This is a genomic window from Veillonella sp. AS16, assembly GCF_000517785.1.
Lineage (GTDB): Bacteria > Bacillota > Negativicutes > Veillonellales > Veillonellaceae > Veillonella > Veillonella denticariosi.
In genome coordinates, this window is sequence record NZ_AZYX01000005.1 from 1 (window position 1) to 17,603 (window position 17,603).

The 17,603-nt window shown below is 44.7% G+C and carries 15 protein-coding genes and 5 tRNA genes; 1 reads left to right on the forward strand and 19 read right to left on the reverse strand.

Annotation, left to right across the window (positions count from 1 at the left end):
• Positions 1–230 precede the first annotated feature (230 nt).
• From HMPREF1521_RS00040 to hcp, 15 genes are all read right to left on the reverse strand, one after another.
• Positions 231–307, reverse strand: a tRNA-Met gene (locus tag HMPREF1521_RS00040).
• 5 nt (positions 308–312) lie between these two features.
• Positions 313–388 (reverse strand) — tRNA-Thr (locus HMPREF1521_RS00045).
• Between the two features lie 30 nt (positions 389–418).
• A tRNA-Met gene (locus HMPREF1521_RS00050) sits at positions 419–494 on the reverse strand.
• A 5-nt stretch (positions 495–499) separates the two neighbouring features.
• Positions 500–584, reverse strand: a tRNA-Tyr gene (locus HMPREF1521_RS00055).
• Between the two features lie 9 nt (positions 585–593).
• Positions 594–669 (reverse strand) — tRNA-Thr (locus HMPREF1521_RS00060).
• 271 nt (positions 670–940) lie between these two features.
• A complete protein-coding gene (gene brxF, locus HMPREF1521_RS00065) occupies positions 941–1,405 on the reverse strand; it encodes a BREX-3 system P-loop-containing protein BrxF (protein WP_038114316.1) in 465 nt (154 codons plus the stop codon).
• A 28-nt stretch (positions 1,406–1,433) separates the two neighbouring features.
• On the reverse strand, positions 1,434–2,720 hold the full coding sequence (locus HMPREF1521_RS00070; protein ID WP_038114318.1) for a hypothetical protein: 1,287 nt from the start codon (positions 2,718–2,720) through the stop codon (positions 1,434–1,436).
• Positions 2,717–3,370, reverse strand: coding sequence for a hydrogenase nickel incorporation protein HypB (gene hypB, locus HMPREF1521_RS00075; RefSeq protein ID WP_038114320.1), 654 nt, complete (start codon positions 3,368–3,370; stop codon positions 2,717–2,719). The genes HMPREF1521_RS00070 and hypB overlap by 4 nt, the downstream gene beginning before the upstream one ends.
• Positions 3,371–3,384: 14 nt before the next feature.
• Positions 3,385–3,726, reverse strand: coding sequence for a hydrogenase maturation nickel metallochaperone HypA (gene hypA / locus HMPREF1521_RS00080; protein WP_038114322.1), 342 nt, complete (start codon positions 3,724–3,726; stop codon positions 3,385–3,387).
• The gene (locus tag HMPREF1521_RS00085) at positions 3,719–4,546 is read right to left on the reverse strand and encodes a bifunctional 5,10-methylenetetrahydrofolate dehydrogenase/5,10-methenyltetrahydrofolate cyclohydrolase (protein ID WP_038114325.1); all 828 of its coding nucleotides are present in this window, start codon (positions 4,544–4,546) and stop codon (positions 3,719–3,721) included. The genes hypA and HMPREF1521_RS00085 overlap by 8 nt, the downstream gene beginning before the upstream one ends.
• Before the next feature lie 45 nt (positions 4,547–4,591).
• Complete coding sequence (locus HMPREF1521_RS00090) at positions 4,592–6,559, reverse strand: penicillin-binding transpeptidase domain-containing protein (RefSeq protein WP_038114329.1); 1,968 nt, start codon at positions 6,557–6,559, stop codon at positions 4,592–4,594.
• Complete coding sequence (locus HMPREF1521_RS00095; protein ID WP_038114332.1) at positions 6,559–7,974, reverse strand: CCA tRNA nucleotidyltransferase; 1,416 nt, start codon at positions 7,972–7,974, stop codon at positions 6,559–6,561. The genes HMPREF1521_RS00090 and HMPREF1521_RS00095 overlap by 1 nt, the downstream gene beginning before the upstream one ends.
• Positions 7,975–8,047: 73 nt before the next feature.
• Positions 8,048–8,920, reverse strand: a complete 873-nt coding sequence (gene sdaAA, locus HMPREF1521_RS00100) for an L-serine ammonia-lyase, iron-sulfur-dependent, subunit alpha (protein ID WP_038114336.1) — start codon at positions 8,918–8,920, stop codon at positions 8,048–8,050.
• 11 nt (positions 8,921–8,931) lie between these two features.
• The gene (gene sdaAB, locus HMPREF1521_RS00105; protein ID WP_038114339.1) at positions 8,932–9,594 is read right to left on the reverse strand and encodes an L-serine ammonia-lyase, iron-sulfur-dependent subunit beta; all 663 of its coding nucleotides are present in this window, start codon (positions 9,592–9,594) and stop codon (positions 8,932–8,934) included.
• Positions 9,595–10,130: 536 nt separating this feature from the next.
• Complete coding sequence (gene hcp / locus HMPREF1521_RS00110; protein ID WP_038114343.1) at positions 10,131–11,696, reverse strand: hydroxylamine reductase; 1,566 nt, start codon at positions 11,694–11,696, stop codon at positions 10,131–10,133.
• A gap of 274 nt (positions 11,697–11,970) precedes the next feature.
• On the opposite strand from hcp, the gene HMPREF1521_RS00115 reads away from it, so the two are divergent.
• Complete coding sequence (locus HMPREF1521_RS00115; protein ID WP_038114344.1) at positions 11,971–12,696, forward strand: Crp/Fnr family transcriptional regulator; 726 nt, start codon at positions 11,971–11,973, stop codon at positions 12,694–12,696.
• A gap of 61 nt (positions 12,697–12,757) precedes the next feature.
• On the opposite strand, the gene HMPREF1521_RS00120 is transcribed toward HMPREF1521_RS00115, so the two are convergent.
• The 4 genes from HMPREF1521_RS00120 to HMPREF1521_RS00135 form a co-directional block, all read right to left on the reverse strand.
• Positions 12,758–14,656 carry an LPO_1073/Vpar_1526 family protein gene (locus HMPREF1521_RS00120; RefSeq protein WP_038114347.1) on the reverse strand — a complete coding sequence of 633 codons (1,899 nt, stop codon included), beginning with the start codon at positions 14,654–14,656 and terminating at the stop codon, positions 12,758–12,760.
• A 10-nt stretch (positions 14,657–14,666) separates the two neighbouring features.
• Complete coding sequence (locus HMPREF1521_RS00125; protein ID WP_038114351.1) at positions 14,667–15,218, reverse strand: TIGR01440 family protein; 552 nt, start codon at positions 15,216–15,218, stop codon at positions 14,667–14,669.
• A 219-nt stretch (positions 15,219–15,437) separates the two neighbouring features.
• A complete protein-coding gene (locus HMPREF1521_RS00130) occupies positions 15,438–15,998 on the reverse strand; it encodes a Fe-S-containing hydro-lyase (RefSeq protein ID WP_004695073.1) in 561 nt (186 codons plus the stop codon).
• Between the two features lie 19 nt (positions 15,999–16,017).
• Entirely contained in the window at positions 16,018–16,860 is an 843-nt protein-coding gene (locus HMPREF1521_RS00135) for a fumarate hydratase (protein ID WP_005377154.1), read from the reverse strand.
• Positions 16,861–17,603 lie beyond the last annotated feature (743 nt).

The window sequence follows — 17,603 nt, forward strand, 5'->3', positions numbered from 1 at the left end:
TTTTGCCATTTAGGATTGTATCCTCCTTCACAAAAACAAATTACATTCTAATATTAATATAATATATTAAACTAATTTAATCAACGGAATTAACATCCTTACAAAGTATTATATCATAATCTATAAAGCTTGATAAACAAAAAATGCTTTCACCTGATTCACTCATCACAGGCAAAAGCATAGATGTATTAAATTGGGATATAAAAAAATCCTCACCAGGTGAGGGTATATGGTGGCGGCACACGGATTTGAACCGCGGACACACCGGGTATGAACCGATTGCTCTAGCCAACTGAGCTATGCCGCCATATGTGGAGCTAGTGACCGGGATTGAACCGGTGACCTTATCCTTACCAAGGATACGCTCTGCCGACTGAGCTACACCAGCACAATGAACGTTCACGTCACTGTAAAAACATGGTTGCGGGGACAGGACTTGAACCTGCGACCTTCGGGTTATGAGCCCGACGAGCTACCAACTGCTCCACCCCGCTATAACTGGTGGAGGGAGAAGGATTCGAACCTTCGAAGTCGAAGACGGCAGATTTACAGTCTGCTCCCTTTGGCCGCTCGGGAATCCCTCCGAAATAAAATGGAGCTGGCGATAGGAATTGAACCCACAACCTGCTGATTACAAGTCAGCTGCTCTACCTATTGAGCTACGCCAGCATTTTCACGACAAGATGTATTCTATCATCCGTCGCACTCAGTGTCAAGATTTTTTTGATAAATTAATCCTGTTTACCAAGGTGCCTCTTTGTGCTTAATCATAATATCATGAAACCATGACCTATGCAAGCATTTTATCAAAAATTATTGAAAAAGCACTTCGGTTGAAAGAATCGCTAAAATTCAACAAAAGTGCTTCTCTATCATAATTAAATATAATACAGATTAAAATTGATTCCGATTACATAATTTATGATCAATTCTGGTCCGATTAATCGATTTCCAAGACATGACTCGGATGTGTAACCGTTACGGAATCATGTTTCGGATCATTATTATGTTCCAAATACAATTTGTCGCCTTCAAGATGACCTCTCCAACCGACAACAATAGGATATGTTTTACTGATAGTTTTCAATAGTTCAAAAGGTTGTAAGTTTAAAATCGGTGCGAAGAACACATTAATTCCGTCCAATAATACGACCTCAGTATCGCTGCGGCTGAGGGCGCGACGAACGGCCTCCTCGGCAAGCTTCGGACGTTCATCACGAGGAACCAACAGAAATTCCTCTTCGATCAATTGTTTCGCTTCCAGATATTTCCAACCCTTTTGTTCAGATAACTCACGAATTAGCAAACTTTTACCGGATCCGGGGCCCCCGACGATAAACAGTATGCGTTCATCGTCACCTTGAATTTGTTCCCATCGTTCCTTTACATCTTGAACAGTAACCATATCCCTTGCCTCCTCGCTGTGACCGTCTCTATTTAACAGGACGGTCAGATAACATAACGGATTTGATATATTGGTTTTTATCATCTAGGGCAAACTGTAGGTAAGAATTGCTTGCCGCCGGATTTTTATATTCGTATACGGTAGCAGTGCCTGTATTCGTTGTAGATTCAACGATACGTGTCGGCATCCCGTAAACAAAGAGCAATAGATATTTTGTATCCCCCATCGCGATACCGCGACGAGTAGGCGTATAAATATTGAGTAACACCCGATTGATCAAGGAATTTTTATCAACGCTGACACCGTATTCGTTATAGCCGATAAAGGTGGAACCGAACAACATACCTTGCGTCTTCCATTCATTATTCGGATCATTGACGAAATGATCGTTCAACTGAAAGCCGCGCAGTACAAAGTCATCAGCCGTCAATTTTCCCGCCTCGAAATTATATACAGGCGCTTTAGGTAATCCGAAACGAGGCCATACCTGTCCGGAAATAAAATCGACAGCCTCCACCGTATTGTTTTTGATGGTAAAAGCGATATAGTTTTTACGATCATCTAACATGGATTTTTTTTGGCTATTATTATTTGTATTCTCTACAGAGGTGGTAAACTCCTTTTTTTGGTCCCATGAATTTTCCTCATGACCTTCATATAGGAAAATATAGGTCTCATTCTTTTGGTCACGCCACATCGCATTGGGACTGCCATAAGCAAAAACGAGTTCCATACGCGTGCTGCCCGGACCGATATCGCGTACAGTAGCGGTGCCCTTTTTCGTACTATGAATATTAGTAATGGTATTCGGTTCAAAGAAGTAATTAGCCCCTTGTCCCCGCAACTGATTGTCTACCAATCGTTCCTTTGCAGGACCCGTATAAACGGTAACATCAAAATCCTTCATGAAATAGGTGGTGAAATTATCCCGCACGGAAGTGCGTTCCACATCTTTAGGAGCTGTAAAGTGATCACCCAAACGGTATCCTTCAATCGCATAATCATCCGCCGTATCGCCGAGAGCCGGTAAATTATTAGCCGTATAGGACTTACCGATGTCAGCCAGGTTATTCTTTGTCACACTCGGCAAAGGCCCCTCATTTTCACTGGCCGCCTGCCAATACTGAATAGAATCACCGAAATCTGTAACGGCCATCTGTTCCGCAAGCCAGCCCGTTTTGGACTGTTCCGGACTTTTCGTAGTTGCCACGGGCATAGTCTTTGTAGCAGCAGGTTCCTCCGCATATCCGATGCCGGTTGCAGATAGTCCTATCAAAAGTGTTGCCGCAATGCGACGCTTCATAGAATGGTTCATCGATTATTCTCCAACTGTGCACGCAACCACGAGAGCCATGGTTCTAGCCCATCGCGAGCAGTGCAACTCACTTCAAAAATTTCCCCTGCGGGATTCAAGTTCCGTATATCCTGTAAAGCCTTATCCTTTTTAAACGGTATATACGGCAACAAATCAATCTTATTCAGTAAAATCGCTTTCGACTCTTTAAAAATCAACGGATATTTGAGAGGTTTATCCTCTCCTTCCGTAACGGATAGAACAGTGACCTTCATACTTTCACCGATATCAAATTCCGCCGGGCACACAAGATTACCTACATTTTCTATGATAATCATATCGAGGTCATCCAGATTCAAGTCCCCCAATGCATCTTGAATCATTTTCGCATCCAGATGACAACCGCCTACCGTATTAATTTGAATAACCGGTACACCCAGTGCGTGGATTCGTTCCGCATCTTTAGCGGTGAACAGATCGCCTTCAATAACGGCAAGACGATAATCTTTAGCAAGGTCCTGTAACGTCGCCTCTAAAAGAGAGGTCTTGCCCGACCCCGGAGAGCCCAGCAGATTAAATACAAATATGTTCTTTTCCTTAAACAGCTGTTGTAAGGACTCTGCAATGGCATCATTTTTCGCCAGTACATCCGTTTTAACTTGAACTTGCATGGCCTTCCTTTCTCTCAATCTATATCCATAGAGGTCACCTGTAATTCACGACCTCCTACGGTTTGTACAAAATGACTGTCACAATAGGGACAGATAAATTTATAATCCGCCACGTGAAAGTGACGGTCACAATCCAAACACCTTCCTTCAATAGGAATGGTATTAATTTCAATACGAGACCCTTCTGCAGGAGTATTTTTCGTTACCGCATCCCAACAGAACAGCAATGCATCCGGCTCGACACCGCTCATAAGGCCTAGATCAAGTTGCACAGAATGAACGACTTTCGCCTCATGCTGTCGCAATGTATCAAGGGCAATATCGAGGATGCCTTCAGCTATGGACATTTCATGCATGATATGCCTCGTATACAGCCTCGAGCATCATCGTTGTCGTAACGGATCCGACACCGCCCGGCACCGGAGTGATGGCCGAAGCAATATCCTTCACCGCATCATAATCCACATCGCCCACCGTTTTCCCGTTCAATTCATTGATACCTACATCGATAACTACGGCTCCAGGCTTAATCATATCCGCAGTAATCATATGAGGTCGACCGGCCGCAGCAATAACGATATCACCTTGTTTTACATAATTTGCCAGATCCGGAGTCCTGGAATGGCAAATCGTGACGGTGCCGTGTGCCGCGAGGGTCATGAACGCTACGGGCTTACCGATAACCTGGCTGCGTCCTACAACGACCACATGTTTTCCTTCTACAGAAATATCATAGTGATCCAGAATCGCCATACACGCCTTTGCGGTACACGGTGCAAAACCGCCCTTGCCGGCCGTTACGAGTCCGATATTATACGTAGTGAGGCCGTCGATATCCTTTTTAGGGTCAAGCGCATCGATGAGCGCTTCCGTATCGATATGTTTCGGCATCGGCATCAACGGCAAAATGCCGTGAACGGTGTCATCATCATTCAGTTCCCGTAATACCGTCACCACTTCATCATGAGAGGCTGTTTCGGGTAATTCTCTCAGCACAAATCCGTATCCGAAATTCTTCGCCGTTTTTTCCATGAATGTGGCATACATGTGAGCACCGTGATCATTTCCGACAAGTAATACCGCCATGGTAATCACCGCATCACCAACCGCTGCGATTTTATTCTGCAATGCCGTCTTATGGGCATCGGCCACCGCCTTACCACGTAATTCAATCATAACTATCTCCATTTCAAAGGCTCTAACAAAATTACCGCTAAACTATTAGCGACTAAAATGAACTATAATAGCATCGCCCGCTTTGACGGTAGAACCGGGACTTTCATCCTGAGAAACCGCGATACCCGTACCGTCCGGCTTAAATGCAAGTCCGGCCTTATGGAGCCAGTCGCGCACTTCGCCATATGTAAAGCCCCCGAAATTAGGCAATACCATAGAACCGTCACCGGACGGATTCACCGGCGGCAACGAAATGCTCGGTACGGATGCTACTTCAGCACCATCCTTGACATAAGGACTGATCTGATAATATCGCACGAGCTGCGCCATGATGTTCTTAAATACCGGCGCCGCAATTTGCCCGCCGTAAATAGAACCTTTTTTCGGATCATCAATGGCTACGAGGACTACGAATTTAGGATCTTCTACAGGGCCGAAACCGATAAAGGACGCAATATATTGTCCATCCAGATAACCGCCGTTTTTCGTATCCAGTTTTTCGGCTGTCCCCGTCTTACCGCCGAAATGATACCCTTCAACCATCGCTTTCGTACCGCCCCCCTCGGAGACTTCTTTTTCCAGTATATCCACGATGGTTTTCGCCGTTTCAGTCGGAATCGGTTGACCTACGGTAGTGGGCTCCGTCGTACTCGTCACCTCGCCCTGAGCATTGCTGTAGGACTTGATGATGTGAGGTTTCATCATGGTGCCCCCGTTGGAAATGGCCCCGAAGGCACGCACCATTTGAAGCGGCGTTACCGCTACACCTTGACCGATAGACATCGTCGCCACGTCGAGTTTACTCATATCCTGAGGATCATATAAAATACCTTCCCCTTCTCCGGGCAATTCAATGCCTGTAGTGGAACCGAACCCATAATCGCGAACATATTTTGAGAGGATTTCGGCACCGGTTGTCGTACCGACTTCCGCCATCCCCGTATTGATGGAATATTTCAGGATATCCAAAAGGCGTACCTGACCATAGCCTTCACCATTCCAGTTGCGAATGATATGTCCATTGGCTAAAAAGGCACCTTTATCGTTGTACACCTTATCGAGCTCCCATTTACCGGAAGCCAATGCGGCAGACGCGATAATCGGCTTAAACGTGGAACCCGGTTCATACAAGTTCGTAACGGCGATATTTTTAAAGTCTTCTTCCGTTCCCTGATTGTAATGATTAGGATCATAGGTCGGACGGTTTGCCATGGCTAGAATTTCACCGGTCTTCGGATCCATAACGATGACGCTGGCGTGCTTCGCCCCCGTATCGGCCATGGCCTTATCCAAAGCTCGTTCCGCCATAAACTGAATCGTAGCATCAATCGTCAATGTTATACTTTTACCCTTATCAGGTAAAAACTTGGATAATACGGAGCCGAAAATAGCGTTTCCCTTGTTATCCGTTGCAACGATTTCCTGCTGAACTCCGCCCTTCAGTTCATCGTCCAGCACCATTTCAAGGCCGTCCAGACCTTTATCATCAGTACCGACAAAGCCGAGAATCTGAGCCGCCAGGATACCGTTCGGATAATATCGTTTGGACTCTTCTACAAAGTTGAGCCCCACAATATTGTTATCCTTAATGATCTTCGCCACCGCCTTGGAGTGCTCCGGTTCCATCATCCGGTCAAGCCAGACGAATGCGGAATCCTCCTGCAATGCTTTTACAATATCCGATTCGGACATCATCACATGCGGCGCAATCAGTTCCGCGATTTCCTGCGGCGATTGCTTGATCATTTTCGGATCCGCATATAAGGATTTTGTCACCACGCTCATGGCCAGCGGTTTGCCATTGCGATCATAAATGGTGCCACGCGGCGATTGCAGTTTTCTATCCACCTGTACCTGCGACAAATTCTTTGCCTGCAAATCAAAGGTATCAAAAATTTGTAGTTGTGCCAGTCGGCCTACGAGTGCGAAGGCCACCCCCATGAGAATCGCCAGACAACATGTCGTTCTGTTCCAGCCACTCATTCGTTTCAATATTTTTTCTACTATATTCATCATTTCTCCAATGGACGGCGCAGTTTACGATCCAAGGCGTTATATAGAGCATCAGGCTCATTCGGAATAACACCGTTCTGCACCTGTTGCAACAGATACTGCAAGCCTTCTCCGGCCCGCTTTCCCGCCAATTCAATCACCCGTTCATCATAATTCAGGTCCTTAGTATGTACAGGCATGGATAAGCTCAAATCCGCCATGCATTCACCAAACGCCAATGTGCCGTCCGTCGCCGCATTAGGCTTTCCGCAGCCCAATACATCAGCGGCGCACACCTTGGCCAGCTGTTCCCAGGCCTCACGCATAATTTGACTATCCCTAAATTCACCGCTTCGCGCTTCCTTGCGGATCCACTTTCGTTCATCCGCATCACCGTTCTGAGCAAAATAGTGAAAGCGCATGTGATTCTTTACAATCCACGCAACACGGCGCACAAAATTTTTAGAATAACCCAACCGGGTTAATATGGTCTCCGTCATCTCGGCACCTAATGTATCATGACCGCGATCTGTGAGCCGCCCATTATGAACGGCGCGAATCATAGGCATTCCCTTTGCCACATCATGCAGCAAGGCCCCCCAACGGACCGTTAAATCCGGCTCCGTATGGGCAACAACGGCCAATGTATGATACCAACCGTCGAACTCGTGAAAGTCCTTTTCTTGAGGAAGATTCACCAAGTGATACAATTCAGGCAAAATCGGTACTTCTCTCGCCACACCATTTTCCACAACGCGACACGAGCATTCGGCAAGACGTGATTGAACGAGCACATCCAAGCCCTTCGCCACAGCCGGCTCCAGCATGAGTCGGTCCAGTTCACCTCGGACCCGGTCCAGTGATAACCCCGACACACGATGAAACGCCTTCGGCATTGCATCCAGTAACTCCTTGGTCGGCAGAAAATCGAGCTTTGCCACGAAACGGCAGGCCCGAAAAAGTCGTAACGCATCTTCTTCGAACCGCTCCACAGGATTGCCGATGGTACGCAATGTTTTATGTTTAATGTCTCGACGGCCTCCGACAAGGTCAATGATTTCACCATGCCGGTTCATGGCCATACCGTTCACCGTAAAATCACGCCGTGCCACATCTTCTTCAAGGGTATTCGCATAGGTGATTTCCTCGGGTCGATGACTGTCTGTACCGTATCGCTCTTTTCTGAATGTCGCAATTTCATAATGCGCCTCACCGACAGTGGCCACGACGACCCCAAAAGACTTTCCTACGAGGTCTGTCGTCTGCACATCATGACTGCGCAATGTATCGATAACCGCATCGGGGCGTGCAGATGTAACAATGTCTATATCATGAGGTTCACGATGTAACAATACATCGCGAACAGCACCGCCTATGATATAAGCTTCATAGCCGGCATCTTCCAATATGGACAATATGCGTTTCGCCTGTTCCATCTGACGCCCTCCTTTCCACGCTAGTCTAACCTTTATTTTACTACAAATGGAGGCATGAAAAAAGATGCAACCCTTATAAGGATTGCACCCGTTTTGTAATTGCCAGTCCCGTCGGTGTTATCGCAAGACCGCCATCGCTCGTTTCTCGCAATGCTACAGGCATAGCGCGACCGATATTATTCATTGTTTCGATAACTTCATCCGGCGGAATCTGGCTTTCAATACCTGCTAAAGCCATTTCCGCAGCGGTAATAGCATGGACCGCATAGAAACCGTTACGTTTTACGCACGGCACCTCTACAAGTCCCGCTACAGGGTCACAGGCAAGGCCCAATAAATTTTTCATGCACAAAGCAACCGCATCCCCCACTTGACGCGGTGTACCGCCCATCATTTCCACGATGGCACCGGCCGCCATACACGCAGCAGTACCGATTTCCGCCTGACATCCGCCAACGGCACCGGCCACACAGGCGCGGTTTGCCACCACATTTCCGATGCCTGACGCCGCTAAAAAGCCCTTTATCACCGTAACCTTATCCAATTTATAGTGCTCAACTATGGCTTTCACCGCACCGGGCATAACGCCGCAGGATCCGGCCGTAGGACACGCGACAATGCGAAACATTTTCGCATTCGCCTCGTTAACGGCAATGGCATAGGTCATCGCCTTATACGCAATCTCGCTCATAAAGCGGGGCTTTTGTCCATTCAGATGAGCCGCCTGACCACCGGACATTCCGGATGTCGTTTTTTCGGTATAAGATAATCCGGCTTGAATAGATTCTTCAAAAATATCCAGGCGACGTTCAATTTCATTGAACACATCCGACTCTGTGCGGTCGTAATTTTCCAATTCATTACGCAGTACCACTTCACCAAAGGAAATCTTATTCTCCTCCGCCAGGCGAATAATATCTGCAACTGTATCATATGCATAACTCATAATTCGCTCTCCTATAACGCCTCAAAGGTCATGACATCCTGAATACCGGGACACTCGCGCATAAACTGAACCGTAATGGGATTGACCACGGTATCCGTAGTAATAACCATAACCGCATCCTTATGTCTGCCCTTGCGGAATACGCGCATCGTCGCAATATTGATATCCGATTCGCTAAGCGCCTGGCTGACAAGAGAAATAGCACCGGGACGATCCTCATGAAATACGACGAGCGTAAATTCATCCCCCGTAATGGACATATCATTGCCATCCACTTCGGTAATCATGATTTGACCGCCACCGAGCGAGCGTCCCACAACAGCCATATGACGATTATGCTCATCATACATATCAAATCGCACCACATTCGGATGCCCCACATCAAGCGGAGATTCAATAAACTTATACTCCATGCCCTCCTGCTGCGCCATTGTATCGGCAATGCGAATATTCGCATCATCCTCCTTAAAGCCCAATAAGCCGCCTAAGAGCGCCTTATCCGTACCATGCCCCTTGTACGTCTTAGCGAAGGAACCGTATAATGTGAGGTCCACCCTCTTCGGCGTAGACCTGAATATGCAGCGCGCCATCTTCCCCAGCCGCGCGGCCCCTGCCGTATGCGAACTGGACGGCCCGATCATCACGGGCCCTATAATATCAAAAATACTATTCATAATCGCCTCTATAGTAGATATACAAAACAATGTACAACGATAATTACCATACCGTACCATTTTCATATAACCATGAATGAAAACGTCATCTATAATTCCACGAAAACACAGGAATTAACAGCAATTATCCTTATTCATCTATAGTATAACAATGAAATTACAGGACTGTCTATATGTACATCGGCGGCATATTTGTACGTCTTCAATAGACTCTCTTTATTCTTGTGAAAGTTATCTTGGAAGGATCATATATTGATGGGACACCTTCACATCTACAGTTATAAAAAGGAAGGACTATACTTATGCAGCGACATCAGGTCACGAGGAGCAAAGAAGTATAGTCCTTCCTTTTTAATTAAAATGTAGTAATGAAATCTGGGCTCCATCAATATACATACCACTAACAGATAACTTTCACAGGAATAAAAAAACACACCCCGGGAGAGATGCCCAGGGTGCGCCATATATATAACAACAGTCCTAAATCATAAAAGAGAGGGGAAATAGGACTGCAGTTACCTAGTTAATAGATCCGATTAGCCCAAGATAGCTTTCATATCAGCTTCCGGAGTTGTAATTGGATGCAATTGGAATTTTTCTACCAAAATGTTCAATACATTGCTGGAGAAGAATTTAGGCAAAGAAGGTCCGATGTAAATGTTACGGATACCCAATGCCAACAATGTCAACAAGATACATACCGCTTTTTGTTCGTACCAGGACAATACCAAAGTTAATGGCAAGTCGTTTACGTCACATTCAAATGCACCGGCCAAGGCTACTGCTACTTGAATAGCGGAGTAAGCATCGTTACATTGACCCATATCAAGGATACGAGGGATACCTCCGATTTCACCGATGTTAAGGTCGTTGAAACGGAATTTACCACAAGCCAATGTCAATACTACAGTATCATCTGGAGTCTGTTTTACGAATTCAGTGTAGTAGTTACGGCCAACTTTAGCACCGTCACAACCACCTACCAAGAAGAAGTGTTTAATAGCACCGGCTTTTACAGCATCGATTACTTTATCAGCAATCCCCAATACTGTACCATGACCGAAACCAGTGGTTACTTCATGACCGCCGTTGATTCCTGTGAAGTGTTGAGCTTCTTTGTAGCCGCCCAATTCGATAGCGCGGTTGATAACTGCGGAGAAGTCTTTAGTGCCGTCTTCTTTTTCTTCCACGTGTGCACAGCCGTCGAAACCTACCATATCTGTAGTGAAGATATTAGCTTTGTAGTTTTCTTTTGGTGGCATAATGCAGTTTGTAGTGAACAAGAATGCGCCAGGAACGTCAACAAATTCTTTTTGTTGATTTTGCCATGCTGTACCGAAATTACCTTTCAATTGAGGATGTTTCTTCAATTCAGGATAAGCGTGGCAAGGCAACATTTCACCGTGAGTATAGATATTCACACCTTTACCGTCAGTTTGTTCCAATAATTGTTTCAAATCATGAAGGTCATGACCGGTTACAACGATGAAAGGACCCGGTTCTACAGTCAAAGGAACTGTAGTCGGTACAGGTGTACCATATGTTTCAGTATTAGCTTTATCAAGAACAGCCATACATTTCAAGTTGATATGACCGAATTCCATCAAAAGATCAAGCCATTCTTCAGCGCTGTGATCTTTAGCGAATTCCACCATGCCTTTAACGAACCAAGCGTCAACATCAGCATCGTGGAAGCCAAGGCGAGCAGCATGCCATGCGTATGCAGCCATACCGCGCATACCTAACAATAATGTGGAGCGAAGGGATACGATGTCTTCTTCACCCTTCCACAATTGTTCCCAATCGAAATTTTGTTGAACGCTGTCCACTTTCGCATGATAAGCATTCACTTCGTCAATGAATTCTTGAACGCGGTCTTCAGAGAAGTTCACGTTTGTTACGCACATGAACAAACCGCGCATAATATAATCGATACCTTCTTTAGTGTGACCTTTTACGTCTAACGCACGAGCCAAGCCCACCAAAGCTGCAGTTAATTCGTCTTGTTTGTTTGCAACCGGTGCAGTTTTACCACATACACCTTGTACTGTACAGCCACCCGGTGCTGCTGATTGTTCACATTGATAACAGAACATACTCATTGAAAATCCTCCTTTGCGAGACTTTCTCGCGGTCAAGCTTAAAATCTATAAAACCTGTACGATATACCGATAATTATCGGATATCCGATTGATTACATTGCAAAGTATATCCTAAAGGTGATACAATTTCTGTAGCTTGAGCAACAAATAAAAACTTTTTTGAAAAAATTTACCTGACTCCCCTTACGGAACAGGTCGGACATCAGTCCCCATATTATGATTATACAAAACCTATTTAGGATTACATATACGATTTATCACACAGGAGGCGCTTATGAAACAAATACTTTCAAACGATATTATCAACCAATACATGCCTATCCTCACACAATGTCCACTCTTCAACAACTTAGGGGAAACGGAATTGCGCAGCTACTTGAACAACGCAAAGGTTATCGTACACAGCTACAAGAAAAATGAATTTGTCGCCCTCTCCGGCGATCCGATGGAGGGTATCGGCGTTATTCTCGAAGGCAGTACGCTCTTAACACGGGAAAACGTGATGGGCCAACGTGTCATCATGGCGAACCTCGACGAATCCGCCATCTTCGGCGAGGCTCTGCTATTCAGCAAACATCCGCTCTGGCCTGCTACGATCAAGGCTGTGAAAGCAACAAAAATCATGTTTATTCCGTTAGAAACATTCATCGAAACCTTGCCGGACTGTCACCAGTGTCAGACGAAAATCCTGTCAAACCTGTTACAGGACTTATCTGAAAAAGCAATCCTTCTCACAAGAAAGGTTCACTATCTCACATTAAAGGGAATGCGAGAAAAAATATTCGCGTATTTCACAGATCTGTATAACCGTCAGCAGTCTACGACAATCCACCTCCCTCATAATCGCGAACAGATGGCGGAGGTTCTCAACGTATCCCGTACTGCTCTCAGCCGTGAACTGGGCCGCCTGCGTAATGAAGGCATCATAGATATTACAGGCCGCAATGTAACCTTAAAAAACATCGATGAAATCGAAGAGTTCGGATTTAACGGATTATAATTGATAAAGCCTCACCCGTCATATCGACCGGGTGAGGCTTTTCTTTACAATCCAAAATCTGTCAGAACCAATGAGACAAATCAAATTCTTCACCGATGGTTGCTTTCACATGAGCGCGTCCCAAATAAAGACCTAATAAAGTCAAGCTGATGGACGACATCGGAGTATTATCAAATACATCCGCCAAATCGAGAAGTACCGGTGAAATATCATCCATGATATCGCGCGCTTCCTGCCCTGCAAATGCGGTAGGCTTACTCTTCATAAGAGCGATCAGATCGCGCTGTACCATGAAGTTAGAAATACGCGTTTCTCTAAAGAATCGCGGTGCCATCGCTTCATCAACAAGGGCCAGTTTATACAGATTGGAATTCAAGCTGCGCACCACATACCGCGGATCAACACCATGCCCGTCCGTAGCTCGGAACAATTCCTCCTTGGTAAAACCGCGATAGTTAAATACAAACGGATACGAGTTCGACAACACCTGAGCCAATGTAATCGATTCACGTTCCTCCTGCGTACAGCGGAGATACTCCAGCTGACGATAAAACGACGGATTTTGAGGCAAATCGGAAATAAACGGCTCAATATATTTTTCCACATAATGTTGAAAGTGAATGAGCCCATAGTTATTTGAATTACGAGAATACTGTAACAGCAAAGTTAAGGCCATCACCTGAAAGTGCCCCAATGTCATATGCGGTAACACGCGCAACGCATCAAATGCCACTAAATAAGGTGTGCTGGACTTCGGAGACTGTACCACATCGAGAAACGCGCCCAATGCGGCGGATTTCATCCACTCCGTCGTCGTACCCGCATAGGCTTTCTGCATACTCATCAACGCCTCTTGGATGACGATATTATCCAATAATACATTGACCTCCGCCACAGTTGTAACGTTGAGCGCCGCCAATGCATCCCGTGTGATAGATTCAACATACTGATGCGTGTCACCGGACAAAACACCAAAGGCATGAGTAAAAGGAGCCATCGCCATTTCAAGATACTTATCTTCGTAATCTATTTGCGGTACAGCATGAGAGGATGACTCTTCATGTAACCGTTCAGTAGCAGCCAGCTGCTCATTGATTTCCGCAGCATCAAAGAGGCGTGTTTCTTCCAAGGCGGATAACGCCTGAGGTGCGGCCTGTTCCTGATCATTCCGCTTTTCCTTTATAACGCCGCCGATCATCTGTGTGGCGTCAATAGCTTCCTCTTTATCCGCCGCAAGGGCTTCCAGGGATTCACCCATGGCAATCGTATCCTCAACACCTTCAGATTGCTGACGCATTTCATCCGTAACAGCATCAAGAATAATTGTATCTGATGTAGCCTGCAAATTCGGTACAACCGACTGTTCCGGAGAATCAGCTGCATCCTGTGTATCAGGCACATCTGATGTAGCCGATGTATCCTCACGCTCCGGATCACCTAGTTTTAATGATGTTTTATAAGCGACATACTCATCAGGAATCAAATCGCTTTCACGAGAATCCACAAGGGCAAGAGCATATTCATTTTGAGGTTGTGTATCCTGAGCCAACGCCTCTTGATTGTCGTCTACATTAAATTGTTGATTTTGAGGGGACGGAACGCGAGAATACTCATCTTGATATCTGTCTGCATTATGACTGTCGCTATGAAACGACGTATCCTGCAAAGACTCATGTTGATACGTATCTACACCGGAACCATTATTTTGAAGCGGAATATCATACTGAGGTTCACGCTGATAAGAATCCGCACCGGGTTCCTTATTTAAAAATGGTATTTCCGGATATGCTTTACTGCCATGACCTGTATTCGTATTATGCCGCGTATGACGAACACGTGTGTCGCGCTTCGTATCACGTGTTTGACTTTTACCATCACCACGATTAAATACGGCGTAACAAACCGCAAAAAAGCCCAATGCCACAATGGTCAAAACAAAATAAGGTACTACGCTTGACATAACTCTCCCCCTACATCAACGTTTCATTATATACAGCACGTCCGCCCCCAATGCTCTTAGGACGAACACGACACGCGGTCACATGAGCGGAACCGATCTCCTTAATACTGAGACGCACCGGCACTGTCACATGTTTCATATGCATACCGATAAAAGTATCGCCGATATCTATACCTGCATCGGCTTTAATAAACTCAACCACCACAGGATTTGTGAACTGTTCATAGGCCCTCACCGCCATAGCACCGCCGGCATGCAGCTGAGGAACCACATTCACCTCTTCCTCCCATGTAACGGCTCCACGCTCCATCACCAGAGCGCGATTAATATGCTCACAACATTGAACCGCTAAATTAAGCCCACGAGCCTTAACGGCATCATATATTTCATCAAATACGGCATGAGCCACATCAACGTGGGAATCAGTGCCTATTTTTTTGCCCATAATTTCACTGGTGGAGCAACCGACAACAAATAATTGCCCCGCATGAATCTTTGCTAAATCTAACAACTCAATCATCGCCACACGGACAGACTGACGGATATCTTCTAAGGAACTCATATCATCGCCTCACTCGATAATGAATATATAAAATCTATAATGTATGTTATCACAAAATCGATAGATTCGATAGACTATACTCTACACATTTGAGGTGAACATCGCATGATAATACCGTATAAATCTTGAAAGTATCGCCCTATACCGCCGGAGACATTTAAAGGCAACAAAAAAGAGGCTCGCTAAAGCAAGCCTCTTTCAATCGCTCAGTGGCGACGATTAGATTTTTCTGTAAGGTTTTTGACCTAATTCGTAGAAGTTGTTACCTTCAGTATCGCCGACTACGATGCAAGGGAAATCTTCAACAGTCAATTCAGCCAAAGCTTCTGGGCCAAGTTCACCATAAGCAAGTACTTCATATTTTTTGATGGATTTTGCAATCAATGCTGCAGCGCCACCCACTGCTGCGAAGTATGTGCAGCCGTTTTTCTTCATGGATTCAACTACTTCTGGTTTGCGGGAACCTTTACCGATCATGCCTTTGATACCTTGATCAAGCATAGTCGGTGTGTAAGCATCCATACGGCCGGAAGTTGTAGGACCAGCGGAACCGATTGGATCACCAGGTTTTGCAGGTGTTGGTCCAAGATAATAAACGAATTTATTTGTCCAGTCGATTGGCAATTTTTCACCACGCGCTAAAGCTTCAGTCATAACTTTATGAGCAGCATCACGAGCGGAGTAAATTTTACCGGTGATAAGAACGCTATCACCAACTTTTAATTTGCGGGAAAACTCTTCATTATATTCTTCAGTATTAATGCGAATTGATTCAGCCATTGTTTTTACCTCCTATCGATTAAAGTACTACGTGAGCATGACGAGCAGCATGGCACATGATAGTAACTGCAACAGGAAGACCTGCGATATGAGTTGCACCCCATTCGATGTTTACACCGATACAAGTTGTAGTGCCGCCCAATTGTGGTCCAATACCGGTCTTGTTAACCATTTCCATAATTTCTTCTTCCAATTTTGCATAGTCTGCATCTTTATGAGGTACGCTAATGTCACGAAGCAACGCTTTTTTGGACATAACAGCTGCCTGGTCCATAGTACCGCCAATACCTATACCGAGTACGATTGGAGGGCATGGGTTAGGACCTGCATGTTTTACGATTTCAAGAACTGCATTTTTAACGCCTTCCACGCCATCAGCAGGTACGAGCATAGCTACATCGGATTTATTTTCAGAACCGAAACCCTTTAACTCTACTTGAATATCTACTTTATCGCCAGGAACGATTTCAGTGTAGATGATAGCAGGTGTGTTATTTTGTGTATTTTTGCGGTTGAACAACGGTTCAGCTACAACGGATTTACGAAGGTACCCTTCAACATAACCGGCTGCAACACCAGCATTGATAGCTTCTGTAAGGTCACCACCAACGAAATGAACATCTTGACCAACTTTTAAGAATACCATTGTCATACCGGTATCTTGGCAGTAAGGACGATCTTCAGCATCGGCAATTTCTGCATTTTTGATGATTTGATCGAGAACGATACAACCTACCGGAGACTCTTCTGTTTCACGGCCTTTTTTCAAACCTTCATAGATGTCTTTTGGCAAGTGGTAAGCTGCGTCCATACACATTTGACGGACTGTTTTTGTGATTTCAGATACTTGAATCTCGCGCAAGATAATCCCTCCTCAGGAAAATAGTTGAATATTAATTCTAATACCGATGAGATGAATTACATTTCTCAAGCATATGAGAGAATATCCATCTCAAACCGATTGAGATTAACTCTATACATAAATCGTAGCACACAATATAGGGGGATTCAACGCCCTACCTATACAGTTTTCTCAATGCTTTCCAAGGTTTTGAGAATTATTTTCACGCATAATTCTACATATATTAAGGCCATCCTGCGAGTATTTTTTCATGATTTATTCCGTAATCATTCTATTTTATAGGTGTGATAAAAGTCATACATATACAGCAGTCTTCCCGCTCTATAGAATGCTTTATATAAAATTTTCAAAACCTATACAATATCTTCTAAAAACCTTGTGAAAGCAGTCTATATCTAATAAGATAAATACACTAATTATACTAATTGATATTATCTTTCAACAACTTTGATTAAACTTTTTAATCTTGCATATCTATACCGATTATCTTCAATATAGATATATTGCTAACTCTTACCTATATTCCTATTATAAAACACCGACAATCCCAGTAAATAACTGTATATTCTTCTCTCAACAAGTTTTATAAAAATTACTGACCAACTCATCACTTTTTATTATGAGTTATATAATTCATAATGTTATGTCTTTTAGTCATACCATTTAACACGAAATTCGGCGACTTTAGCCAAAAAAAATGCTTGCTTTTATAATAAATCTAACATATAATAACAAACGTACCA